The organism is Sphingomonas sp. 28-62-20 (assembly GCF_002281505.1).
The window spans coordinates 244370-254771 of record NZ_NCGH01000001.1 but is presented as its reverse complement, the minus strand read 5'-3'; the positions used below and the strand labels follow the sequence as shown (position 1 = coordinate 254771).

General features: G+C 66.1%; 13 protein-coding genes and 1 pseudogene. 9 read left to right on the top strand and 5 right to left on the bottom strand.

Annotated features, from left to right (window positions below):
* Positions 1–222 precede the first annotated feature (222 nt).
* Entirely contained in the window at positions 223–2352 is a 2130-nt protein-coding gene (locus B7Y43_RS01240) for an AsmA family protein (protein ID WP_374129787.1), read from the top strand.
* A gap of 12 nt (positions 2353–2364) precedes the next feature.
* On the opposite strand, the gene B7Y43_RS01235 is transcribed toward B7Y43_RS01240, so the two are convergent.
* Positions 2365–3165 (bottom strand): inositol monophosphatase family protein, encoded by an 801-nt coding sequence (locus B7Y43_RS01235; RefSeq protein ID WP_374129786.1) that lies wholly within the window; start codon positions 3163–3165, stop codon positions 2365–2367.
* A gap of 41 nt (positions 3166–3206) precedes the next feature.
* Between B7Y43_RS01235 and B7Y43_RS01230 the strand changes: the two genes are divergently transcribed.
* The 5 genes from B7Y43_RS01230 to B7Y43_RS01210 all read left to right on the top strand — a co-directional run bounded on the left by B7Y43_RS01230 (position 3207) and on the right by B7Y43_RS01210 (position 7160).
* Positions 3207–4313, top strand: coding sequence for a phospholipase A (locus tag B7Y43_RS01230; RefSeq protein ID WP_374129785.1), 1107 nt, complete (start codon positions 3207–3209; stop codon positions 4311–4313).
* An 83-nt stretch (positions 4314–4396) separates the two neighbouring features.
* Positions 4397–4963, top strand: coding sequence for a peroxiredoxin (locus B7Y43_RS01225; RefSeq protein WP_374129784.1), 567 nt, complete (start codon positions 4397–4399; stop codon positions 4961–4963).
* 102 nt (positions 4964–5065) lie between these two features.
* Complete coding sequence (locus B7Y43_RS01220; protein WP_374129783.1) at positions 5066–6112, top strand: GGDEF domain-containing protein; 1047 nt, start codon at positions 5066–5068, stop codon at positions 6110–6112.
* Positions 6113–6722: 610 nt separating this feature from the next.
* The gene (locus B7Y43_RS01215; RefSeq protein WP_374129782.1) at positions 6723–6845 is read left to right on the top strand and encodes a hypothetical protein; all 123 of its coding nucleotides are present in this window, start codon (positions 6723–6725) and stop codon (positions 6843–6845) included.
* A gap of 9 nt (positions 6846–6854) precedes the next feature.
* Positions 6855–7160, top strand: coding sequence for an alkylphosphonate utilization protein (locus B7Y43_RS01210; protein ID WP_374129781.1), 306 nt, complete (start codon positions 6855–6857; stop codon positions 7158–7160).
* A 61-nt stretch (positions 7161–7221) separates the two neighbouring features.
* On the opposite strand, the gene B7Y43_RS01205 is transcribed toward B7Y43_RS01210, so the two are convergent.
* The 3 genes from B7Y43_RS01205 to B7Y43_RS01195 all read right to left on the bottom strand — a co-directional run bounded on the left by B7Y43_RS01205 (position 7222) and on the right by B7Y43_RS01195 (position 8630).
* Positions 7222–7407, bottom strand: coding sequence for a DUF1328 domain-containing protein (locus B7Y43_RS01205; RefSeq protein WP_374129780.1), 186 nt, complete (start codon positions 7405–7407; stop codon positions 7222–7224).
* A gap of 60 nt (positions 7408–7467) precedes the next feature.
* Positions 7468–7962, bottom strand: a complete 495-nt coding sequence (locus B7Y43_RS01200; RefSeq protein ID WP_374129779.1) for a Dps family protein — start codon at positions 7960–7962, stop codon at positions 7468–7470.
* Positions 7963–8063: 101 nt separating this feature from the next.
* Entirely contained in the window at positions 8064–8630 is a 567-nt protein-coding gene (locus tag B7Y43_RS01195) for a TMEM165/GDT1 family protein (RefSeq protein WP_374129778.1), read from the bottom strand.
* Positions 8631–8833: 203 nt separating this feature from the next.
* Between B7Y43_RS01195 and rpmG the strand changes: the two are divergent.
* Positions 8834–8995 (top strand): annotated as a pseudogene (gene rpmG / locus B7Y43_RS01190) (50S ribosomal protein L33); the annotation flags it as partial.
* Positions 8996–9091: 96 nt separating this feature from the next.
* On the opposite strand, the gene B7Y43_RS01185 reads toward rpmG, so the two are convergent.
* Positions 9092–9460 (bottom strand): response regulator, encoded by a 369-nt coding sequence (locus B7Y43_RS01185; RefSeq protein WP_374129777.1) that lies wholly within the window; start codon positions 9458–9460, stop codon positions 9092–9094.
* 41 nt (positions 9461–9501) lie between these two features.
* Here B7Y43_RS01185 and B7Y43_RS01180 point away from each other — a divergent pair, with 41 nt between their 5' ends.
* Complete coding sequence (locus B7Y43_RS01180; protein WP_374129776.1) at positions 9502–9774, top strand: DUF3572 family protein; 273 nt, start codon at positions 9502–9504, stop codon at positions 9772–9774.
* Entirely contained in the window at positions 9771–10394 is a 624-nt protein-coding gene (locus B7Y43_RS01175) for an HAD family hydrolase (RefSeq protein WP_374129775.1), read from the top strand. Before B7Y43_RS01180 ends, B7Y43_RS01175 begins: the two co-directional genes overlap by 4 nt.
* Positions 10395–10402 lie beyond the last annotated feature (8 nt).

The window sequence follows — 10402 nt, the reverse complement described above, 5'->3', positions numbered from 1 at the left end:
TTGGGCATTTTCGTCTCCTTGTTTGCGCGACGATTTATGAACGGCCACGGCAGCCCATACCGGCCGGGCAGTTCCTCTTACTCGCGGAAAGGCGGGCGCTTAGAGGAATGCGGCGCGCTTGGCAAGATCGGAACCCGCACCGCACGCCGAACGTTCGGGGACATGGATTTTCCACCACCAGATGATCACGGTATCCAAAAGGGCGAATCCACATCCCCCCGGATGACAGAGTCGCCTCAGCCGTCGCGCGCTTCCGATCATTCGGCTGAAGCACCGCACCAGCCGACGCGCCCGTCCGGCGCGTGGCGGATCGTGCGCACCGTCCTCCTCGCCATCGGCACGGCGCTGCTGCTGCTATGGCTGGTCCTCTATATCACCAAGGGCCGTTTCCTGAAGCACCCGTTCGAGCGGGTCGCAACCGCGACGCTCGACCGGCAGGTCGAGGTGCCGGGCGACTTTCAGCTCTATTTCGACCCGATCGACCTCCATTTCGTCGCCGAGGGGATGACGATCGCCAATCCCGGCTGGGCATCGCGGCCCCATCTGTTCGTCGCCAGGCGAATCGATACCCATATCGAGACGGTCCCGCTGTTGTTCGGCGCGCGGCGCGTGACGACCCTCGATCTGCGCGACGGCGCGATCGACCTCGAATGGGACAAGGCCGGCGGGCGCAACAGCTGGACCTTTTCCGACCACGGCAAGCCCTTCGTGATGCCGACGATCCGCGAAGCGATCGTCCAGGGTACCACGCTTCGCTATGTCGATCCGCGCCTGGCGCTGTCGGCCGATATCGCGTTTAAGACGATCGAGGCCGCCGATACGCGCTTTGCAAGCACGATCCAGTTCACCGGCAACGGCCGCGCGCGGGCGACCCCGTTCGCGCTGTCGGGCGCGTTGCTGACGCCCAACGCCACCGCCGAGGGCGGGCGCAACCGATTGGTGATGCACGTCCACGCGGCAAGGACCAGGATCGAGATCGCTGGCACGCTGCGCGGCCCGACCCAACTCGAAGGCGCCGACCTGCGCGTCAGCGCAAGGGGTCGCAACATCGCCGATCTGTTCGGCGTCGCCGGGATCGCGGTGCCCCAAACGCGCGACTATCGGCTCGATTCGGCGCTGACCAAGCGCGGCGACGAATATCGCTTCACCCATTTGCGCGGCCGGTTCGGCGATAGCGATCTCGCCGGCACCCTGACCGTCGCCGCCATCGCGCCCCGCATCAAGCTCACCGCCGATCTGTCGACGCGCAGCCTCGACATCGCCGATGTCGCGCCCGCCATCGGCTATGATCCGGACGCGGCGGCAAAAGGGCCACAGGCGGTCGTGAAACGGATCGGCGGCACGCCCCGAATCCTGCCCGATGCGCCGCTGCGGGTCGAGTCGATCAAGACCTTCGATGCCGACGTCCATTACCGGGTGCGACAGATCAAATCGCGCAACGTGCCGGTCTCCGCCATCGACCTGACCCTGACGCTCGACAATGGCCTGCTGACGCTGTCGCCGCTGACCTTCGACATGGCGCGCGGGCACGTTGCGTCCGACATCACGATCAACGCGCGTCGCCCGCTCGTCCACACCGACTACGACATCCGCCTGTCGCCCACCCCGATGGGGATCTTGCTCGCCGGCTACGGCGTCGAGCAATCGGGAACGACGGGCATGCTCAAGGCGCGGATCAAGATGGCGGGCGACGGCAACAGCGTCCATGCGTCGCTCGCCAGCGCCGATGGCCGGATCGCGATCATCATCCCCAAAGGCGCGTTCTGGACGCGCAACGTGCAGCTTTCGGAGCTCGACATCGGCACCTTCGTGCAGAAGCTGATCGAGGGGAAACTCAAGGAGCCGGTCCAGATCAATTGCGGGCTGATCGGTTTCACCGTGCGCGACGGCGTGGCGGCGGCCGATCCGATCCTGATCGACACGCAGAAGAACGTCATCGTCGGGCGCGGGGGCTTCAGCTTCAAGACCGAGGCGATCGATCTGGCGGTGCGCGCCGACGGCAAGAAGTTCAGCCTGATCTCGGCCCAGTCGCCGGTCGCCCTCAATGGCTATTTCGCCAGGCCGGGGATCGACGTGATCAGCCCCCAGCTGATCGGACGCGCCGGGGCGAGCATCGCCCTCGGCCTCGCCTTTTCCCCGCTCGCGAGCGTGCTGGCCTTCGTCGATATCGGCGACGCCAAAGCCGCGCGGTGCGGCCCGGTGCTCGCCGGCGCGACCGCGCTGGCGCAGCGGACCACCAAAGGCAGGCCGCGCGACGACGTTGGCCATGGCACCACCGCCAAGGCGGAAAGCGGTCGCAAGTCGCCGACCGAGAAGAACCGGCAGCGCAAGAAGTTTCTGGGGATTTTCTGATCCCTGACCGTCTCAGTGCCCGTGGCAGGCCAGCGCCTCGATGATTTCCTCCAGCCGGGCGGGATCGCCCGCGGCGATCACCTCCCCCTCGCTGTCGGCAGTCAGCGGATCGCCCTGCCAGTCGCACATCCGGCCGCCGGCGCCTTCGACCACCGGCACGAGCGCGGCGAAATCATGGATCTTGAGCCCGGCCTCGACGACGATATCGAGATCGCCGCTCGCAAGGCAGCCGTAATTATAACAATCGCCGCCATAGATCGGCCCCTGCCCCGGATTGCCCCCCGAGGTGGCGCGCACCAGCGCGAGGAAATGATCGGCCTGATGCTCGTCGAATGCGTGCGGGCTCGTCGTGGCCAGCGCGGCGCCCGCGAGCGCAGGGCAGATCCGGGTTTTCGCGGGCGCGCCGTTGAACAAGGTCGGTTTGCCGATCACGCCGAGCCAGCGCTCCTTGAGGATCGGCTGATCGATGATGCCGAGCATCGGCCAGCCCTCGACGACGAGCGCGATCAGCGTGCCGAAGATCGGCCGGCCCGAGACAAAGGCGCGGGTACCATCGACCGGGTCGAGCACCCAGGCGCGCCCGCTCGTCCCCTCGCGGGGGCCATATTCCTCGCCGATGATCGCATCGTCGGGAAAGGTCGCCTCGATCAGCCGTCGCATCGCCGCTTCGGCGTCGCGGTCGGCATGGGTGACGGGCGAGTGATCGGCCTTGGTCTCGAGGCCGTGCGGCGCCCGGAAAAAGGGACGGATGGCGGCGCCGGCCGCATCGGCAAGCTGCTCGGCGAGGGCGAGATCGGCGGGGGTGATGCGCATCGCCTAGGGGTAACGGCTTGGCCGCTGTGGCGCCAGATCGAATGCTGACCCGATTTCGTCACATTCGCCTGACAAGTTCGGTCACGATGCGCTCTTTCTCCGTCTCGTGCCCGCTCGCCGCTGCCCTTTTCGTCGCCGCCAGCCCGGTCAGCGCCCAGCTCCATTCGCTGGTCGAACCGCCGGCATCGGCAGCGGCGGCGCTCGATCGCGGCGTCGACGTCTTCCTGGTCAACGAGGGACGCTCGGCCCAGCCGGTGGCGGCGCCCGAGACGATCGACACGGTCGCCGCCGACGGAACGGCGCTGACGCTGTCGCTGGTGCGATCGACCGCCGATACCGCGCCGGTGCCGCCGGGCGGCTTCGTCAAGTTGCGCTACCGGCTGGCCCCCCGGCGCCCGGCGCCGGTGCGCGAGGCCGTGACGCTGGCGGGCGCCGAAACCATCGTCGACGATGCCCGCGGCCCGTCGAGCGGCTTTTTCGATCGGTTCCGGCCGTACGAGCCCACCTATGCCGTGGCCGGCGCGGGCAACGCCGGCGCGAAACTCCAGTTCAGTTTCGCCGCGCGACCGATCGCCGGGGGCATCGGCGCGCATCTCAACGTTGCCTATACCCAGACGATCTTCTGGTCGATCCTGCAACGATCGGGGCCGATCCGCACGAACACCTATAGTCCCGAAGTCTTTTTCGACCTGCCGATCAGCCGCAGCAGCACCGCCGCGTTTGGCTATCGCCATGATTCGAACGGCGGCGGCCCGCGCGATTCGGTCGATCTCAACCGGATTTTCGTCCGCGCCAATGCGCGCTTCGATCTTGGGGACGGCTGGCAGCTCGATATCGCGCCGCAGAGCTGGGTCTTCGTCGGCAATCACGGCATCGCCACCGATCTCGAGCGCTTCTGGGGCTATGGGTCGGTCAATGCATCGATCGGCCAGCGCGACGGCCTCAAGCTGGCGCTGATGGCGCGCGGCAATCCCGGCACGGGCATGGGCGCCGGCGAGCTGCTCGTCTCCTACCCGCTTCGCCGCTTCGGCGCGGGCGATGTCGGCCTGTATCTCTTCGGTCAGGCTTTCACCGGCTATGGCGAGGCGCTCCCCGATTATAATCGCCAGTCGACCAATGTGAGGCTCGGCATTTCCTTCACGCGCTGAGCGGGGTTCCCCGGAGCCGTATTGGACGTCGGGCCGATTGCGGCCTATCGTCGACCGACCAGCCCGTGATCCGGAGATAGACGATGCGCCTGCCCCCCCTGCCCGCCCTGATCGCGACCGTTGCGCTGCTCGCCGCCGCGCCGGCGAGCGCCACGCTCGCGCCGGGCGCCAAGGCCCCCGATTTTACGACGCGCGGCGCGACCGCCGGCAAGATCTTCACGCTCCATCTCGGCGATCAGCTCAAAAAAGGCCCGGTGGTGCTCTATTTTTTCCCCGCCGCCTTCACCCCGGGGTGCAGCGCCGAGGCCCGCGCCTTTGCCGAGGCTGTCCCGGAATTTCGCAAGGCCGGCGCTACCGTGATCGGCATGTCCGCCGATCCCGTTGATATTCTATCCGATTTCTCGAAGAAGGATTGCGCCGGGAAGTTCCCTGTCGCGAGTGCCGGGCCAACGGTCGTCAGCGGTTACGATGTCGCGCTCGGCAGAACGATCCCCGGCAAGGATGGTCAGCCGCGCGCGATAACCAGTCGCACAAGTTACGTTATTACCCAAAAGGGCGTTGTTTATTATACGCATAGCGACATGAACCCTGCCGATCACGTCAAGAACACGCTCGCCGCCGTCCGTCGCCTTCAGGCGGAGCGCCCGTAACCCTGGCTTTGGTCACGCAATATTAGGCCATCGCGGTTACACACCACCGACGATCGCGTTTGGTTACGCGGTCGTTGAGGTTGATGGGTGCGCGAGGACTCGATGAACGGCAGCGCTTTGAGGGCGAACAAGACCGAAGACAATGACGGCGTGTCGAACGATCACGCCCTGTTTCTCACGGTGGGCGAGTTTCTGGCGCGCAATCGCCTGAGTTCGGATCCGGTCAATTACGAATTCGCCTATCGTATTCACAGCAATCCCGCCGGTGCGCTGGCCCAGGCGGTCGCCGTGATGACCGATGGCGGCATTCGACTGACCCGCAAGGACATCGAATCGCTCGGCGGCAGGGTGGCCGAAGGCGCGCCGGTCACCGGCGGCGCGCCCGATGCGAAGGCACTGGCAGTCGACGGGCTGGTCGCCCAGACCCAGATGCAGGTCGAAGGCTTTCAGGACCTGATGCGGGCGATGCACAGCGAAACGCGCGATTTTGGCCGCGACCTCGCCGCCAGCGCCGACGCGCTCCAAACCGACGGGCCGATGGCGATTGCCGACGTCCGGCGCCTGACCACGGCCATGGTCGAACGAATCAACGCCGCCGAGAGCCGGCTCGCGGCATCGACCCAGGAATCCGAGGAGCTGCGCCGAAAGCTCGAGGAAGCCCGCGACAACGCCCGGCGCGATCCGCTCACCGCCCTGCCCAACCGGCGCGCGTTCGAAGAAGCCTATCTCGAGAAGAGCGCCGCCGGCGCCACGTTGTGCGTCGCGGTGTGCGACATCGATCGTTTCAAACTGGTCAATGACGGTTTCGGCCATGCGGTCGGTGATCGCGTGCTCAAGGCGATTGCCGATGTGCTGGCGGATCAATGCGAGGGCGACCTCGTCGCGCGCTATGGCGGCGAGGAATTCGTCGTGCTGTTTGCCGGCGCGACGCGCGACGAGGCCGAGCAGAAGCTCGAAACCGCGCGCCAGGTCGTCGCCCGCAAACGCTATCGGTTGCGCGAATCGGATGCGCCGCTCGGCGAAGTCACCTTTTCGGCGGGGCTGACGGTCGCGCACCCCGATGAAGCGGTCGGTGATGTTTTCGTGCGCGCCGATCGGCTGCTCTATGCCGCCAAGGCGGCTGGTCGAAACTGCCTGAAGACAGGCTGAACGACGCGCGTCTCGATTCCCAAATTTTGGGCCCGCACGCCAATTTTGTTGGCGTATCTTGCGGCTCTCGATGCGCCCGTTTCAAATAATAGTGGCGATTCCGTTGGTTACCGAATTGGCATGGTCTCTGCAATTCCCTTGGCATCGGCGTTCGGATGGTCCGAACCGCCAGAGGAAAGGGAAGAATATCATGTCGATCCATTTTGAAACCGCCCAGCGCTTCGCCATCTCGCTCGTCGCCTCGGTCTGCGTTGCCGCGCTGATGATCAGTGCTGCCGTCCCGGTCGTGCCGATCGCCTGAACGCTCCAGACAAGCGAGTAACCTCCGATGAAAAAGGGAAATATCGTAATGCGCACCATGATGATCGGCGTGCTGGCCTTTGCCGCGACGTCGGCGCTCATCCTCGGGCAGAGCGCCATTTTCAACGCCCTTGCGGCTGCATGATCGCGGCCGACGTCCCGACGGCGCCTCCCGAAGGAGCGCATGCCCGGACATCGGGCTGGTCACGGCGAATGGTGCGGGGTCGGGCGCCGATTTTGCGCGCCACGCCCCGCCGGATCGCCTAGGCTCGCCGTCCAGCGGGCGCCTTGCCCGCCAAAGGATGTCGCGATGGCCAAAGCCCAGAAGAAGTCGAACAAGGAAATCCGCAAGCCCAAGGCGGAAAAGCCCAAAAAGCTCAACGCTTCGAACCCCTCGACCAAAGGCGCCGTCGCGTCGGGCCCCAAAGGCTGAGTCGGGCGGATGAACGGCGAGGAAGACGCGTTTGTCTATGACGACTCGACCGGCGAATGGGTGAGCGCCGCCGAAGCTGCCGCGGCGGCGTTGACGGCCGGCCCGGTCGTGCGCGATGCGGTCGGCAATCTCCTCGCCGATGGCGATCAGGTGACGCTGATCAAGGATCTGACCGTGAAAGGCGCGGGCCAGACGCTCAAGCGCGGCACGCTGATCAAATCGATCCGCCTGACCGGCGATTCGCAGCAAATCGACTGCAAGTTCGAGGGCATCAAGGGACTCGTCCTGCGCGCCGAGTTCGTCAAAAAACGCTGAGGCGCGGCGGTGGTGCACCGCCGCGCCCCGGCGCTTTCGTCATTGATCGATCGCGGAGCGGCTATTTGACCGCGTTGCTGATGCCCTTGCCGGCCATCAGACCAAGCACGAGCATGACGGCAAATACGGCAATGGCGACGAAGAACAGAATCTTCGCGATGCCGACGAATGCTCCGCCAAGGCCACCGAAGCCCAAGACGGCGAGCACGAGCCCGATAATCAAAAACGTCACTGCCCAGCGTAGCATCGTCATTCCTCCATGTTAAGATGAAGGTAAAACGTCAAAGCTGGCAGCAAGTTCCCGCCATCAAGCCTTGCGGCTCGATTCGAACAGGAACCAGGCGCGCTTTTCAGCCTGATCGGTCCAGTCGTCGAGGATGCCGCTGGTCGCATTGTCCTTCGCGTCGTCGACGATATCCTTCGCTTCGCGCAGCGCGGCGATCAGCTTCAGATTATCCTCGCGCAGCTCGGCGAGCATGGCTTCCGGGGCGACGAAAGCGTCGTCATTGTCCTTGATCGTCTGGTGCCGGGCGATGTCGCCGATCGAGCGCAGCGTGGTGTTACCGGTCTTGCGGACGCGTTCGGCGATATCGTCGGTGGTGCCGAGGATTTCGGTCGCCTGCTCGTCGAGCATCAGATGATAGTCGCGGAAATGCGGCCCCGAGACGTGCCAGTGGAAGTTCTTGGTCTTGAGATACAGCGCAAAACTGTCCGCCAGAATGCCGTTGAGCGCTTCGGCCACGGTCTTGGCGGCGTTGGACTTGAGATCGGTCGGTGTCTTCAGGGAAGCGTTGGTAGCCATGGGGGACATCTCCTTTTTTCGATTCGCTCGCTCAACGACTCGATTAGCAGATTGGGTCCATGGCTGGACGCTGCAAGATCGCGATCAGGCTGATCGACCGGCTAGATCAGCCGCAGCGCGCTCAGCCCTGCGCCGATCCCGGCGACGATCAGCACCGCCCCGGTGCCGATCCGGATCGCCGCCAGCGGCAGCGCTTGGCGGGCCGCCGCGCCCGCCAGCAGCGCCGGGATGACGACGACGAGGCTGCCGAGCGTCGCGCCGACGGCGGCAAAGGCCGGCGGCGTGCCGCCCGCCGCGAGCGCCGCCGTCACGAACTGGGTGCGATCGCCGACCCCGAGCGCGGCCAGCCCGATCAGACTGGTGAGGAACGCCCCGGTCCGCCACCCCGCCATCTCGCCGGGATGCTTGAGCGTCCCCAGCGCCGTCACGCCGGCCGAGACCAGTGCGAAGGCGACGAGCAGGGCGCGGGCATTCGGCGTGAGGATCGGGGCCATCAGCGCGCCGGCGATGGCGCCGAGGATATTGGTGATCGTCAGCGCGAGAATGGCGGCGGCGATCACCTGGCCCGGCCGCTGGAAACGATCGGCGAGGATCGCCGCCAGCCACGGGGTGCGATCCCCCGCCTGCACCAGCAGCGCCGCCACGAACGCGGCCATCAATGCGTCCATCCGCTGCTCCTGCCGCTCCCTGCGCCTCGGTCTGCGCCCATCATGGTAAAGGCGGCGTTAGCGGCAGGCAGGGTGGCCGACGCGGCTTGACAATTTGGCGCGCGTCGGCCATTCGCCGCCCCCTGATCAAGCGGCGGGCGCGCGTTCGCCGCTTTTTGTATTTTACCCATTCGCAGGATTTCAGGTCATGGCAAAGCCGACCAAAGCCGACCACCGTCAAGATCAAGCTCGTCAGCTCGGCCGATACCGGCTTCTTCTATGTCACCAAGAAGAACCCGCGCACCCAGACCGACAAGCTCAGCTTCCGCAAATATGATCCCGTCGTGCGCAAGCATGTCGATTTCAAGGAAGCCAAGATCAAGTAATCGCTCGCGCGGCCTCGGCCGCCGACCGGCGATTCGGCCGCGAGCCGGGTTCCAGAGCCGCAGGCGCACGCCTTGCGGCTCTTGTCGTGCCTGCCGTCAGGCCGGCAACAGCGCCTTCACCTGGGCGATGAACGCCGCCAGCGCGATCGGCTTCGACACATAGGCGTTGGCGCCGGCCGCGCGAATCCGCTCCTCGTCCTCGCGCCGGGCATAGGCGGTCACCGCCATGATCGGAATCGTCCGCAGCACGAGATCGCCCTTGAACTGCGCGATCAGTTCATAGCCGGTGACGTGCGGCAGCTGGATGTCGGTGATGATCAGATCGGGCAGGAAGGCGCGCGCCCGCGCGACGGCTTCGCGGCCATCGCTGACGGCTTCGGCGACGAATTCATGCGCGCGCAGCAAGTCACAGAATAATTTGAGATTGAGTTCGTTGTCCTCGACAACCAAGACCCTTTTTGCCACGTCCGCGCTGATCCTTCCCTCGAGCCCGAAGCGAATAGGCAATGCGCGGCCCCGTGACAAATGAAGACGCAACGGTGCTGGCGCTGGGGGCGCTTGGCTGGGCGCTGGCGGTGCCCGAGCGCGCCGAGCGCTTGCTGGCGCTCACCGGGCTCGATCCGCAGCGGCTTCGCGCCGGCGCGGGCGATCCCGCCACCCAGGCGGCCATCCTGGGATATCTCGAGGGCCATGAGCCCGATCTGATCGCCTGCGCGACGGCGCTGGCCACCACCCCCGCCGCGCTCGTTCGCGCGCGCCAAACGCTGGAAGACCGATGAAGCCCCTGCTGATCACCGATTGCGACGAAGTGCTGCTCCACATGGTCCGCCATTTCGGCACCTGGCTCGGCGAGGCGCACGAGATCGATTTCAAGCTCGCGCACGGCGACATGGCGACGAGCATGACCCGGCGCGACGGCACGCCGCTCGCCCGCGAGGAGATGTGGTCGTATCTCGACGGCTTCTTCCCCGCCGAGATGGGCCGGCAGACCCTGGTGCCGCACGCGGCCGAATCGATCGCCGCGCTCGCACAGATCGCCGATATCGTCATCCTCACCAATCTGCAGGATCACTGCCGCCCGGCGCGCACCGCCCAGCTCGAATCGTTCGGCATCGTCCACCGCGTCGAAACCAACCAGGGCGGCAAGGGCACCCGGGTCGCAGCGCTCGCTGCCGAGTTCGGCAACCCCGTCACCGTCTTCGTCGACGATCTGGCGGTGCACCTCGAATCCTGTGCCACCCATGCGCCGCACGTCCACCGGCTGCACATGGTGTCCGAGCCCGACCTCGCCCCGCACGTGCCACCGGCGCCCGCCGCGCATGCCCGGATCGACGACTGGCGCGCGGCAAAGGACTGGATTGCCGCGCGCTTCGCCGAAGCGGTGCCGGCCAACGCTTGACCGCGGCG

Excerpts from the sequence above, each read along its gene's own strand:
- B7Y43_RS01225 (WP_374129784.1), top strand. The coding sequence starts at position 4,397 with ATGCGCCTGCCCCCCCTGCCCGCCCTGATCGCGACCGTTGCGCTGCTC.
- B7Y43_RS01230 (WP_374129785.1), top strand. The coding sequence starts at position 3,207 with ATGCTGACCCGATTTCGTCACATTCGCCTGACAAGTTCGGTCACGATG.
- B7Y43_RS01240 (WP_374129787.1), top strand. The coding sequence starts at position 223 with ATGACAGAGTCGCCTCAGCCGTCGCGCGCTTCCGATCATTCGGCTGAA.
- B7Y43_RS01220 (WP_374129783.1), top strand. The coding sequence starts at position 5,066 with ATGAACGGCAGCGCTTTGAGGGCGAACAAGACCGAAGACAATGACGGC.
- B7Y43_RS01195 (WP_374129778.1), bottom strand. The coding sequence starts at position 8,630 with ATGGACGCATTGATGGCCGCGTTCGTGGCGGCGCTGCTGGTGCAGGCG.
- B7Y43_RS01210 (WP_374129781.1), top strand. The coding sequence starts at position 6,855 with ATGAACGGCGAGGAAGACGCGTTTGTCTATGACGACTCGACCGGCGAA.
- B7Y43_RS01205 (WP_374129780.1), bottom strand. The coding sequence starts at position 7,407 with ATGCTACGCTGGGCAGTGACGTTTTTGATTATCGGGCTCGTGCTCGCC.
- B7Y43_RS01180 (WP_374129776.1), top strand. The coding sequence starts at position 9,502 with ATGCGCGGCCCCGTGACAAATGAAGACGCAACGGTGCTGGCGCTGGGG.
- B7Y43_RS01200 (WP_374129779.1), bottom strand. The coding sequence starts at position 7,962 with ATGGCTACCAACGCTTCCCTGAAGACACCGACCGATCTCAAGTCCAAC.
- B7Y43_RS01215 (WP_374129782.1), top strand. The coding sequence starts at position 6,723 with ATGGCCAAAGCCCAGAAGAAGTCGAACAAGGAAATCCGCAAGCCCAAG.
- B7Y43_RS01235 (WP_374129786.1), bottom strand. The coding sequence starts at position 3,165 with ATGCGCATCACCCCCGCCGATCTCGCCCTCGCCGAGCAGCTTGCCGAT.
- B7Y43_RS01175 (WP_374129775.1), top strand. The coding sequence starts at position 9,771 with ATGAAGCCCCTGCTGATCACCGATTGCGACGAAGTGCTGCTCCACATG.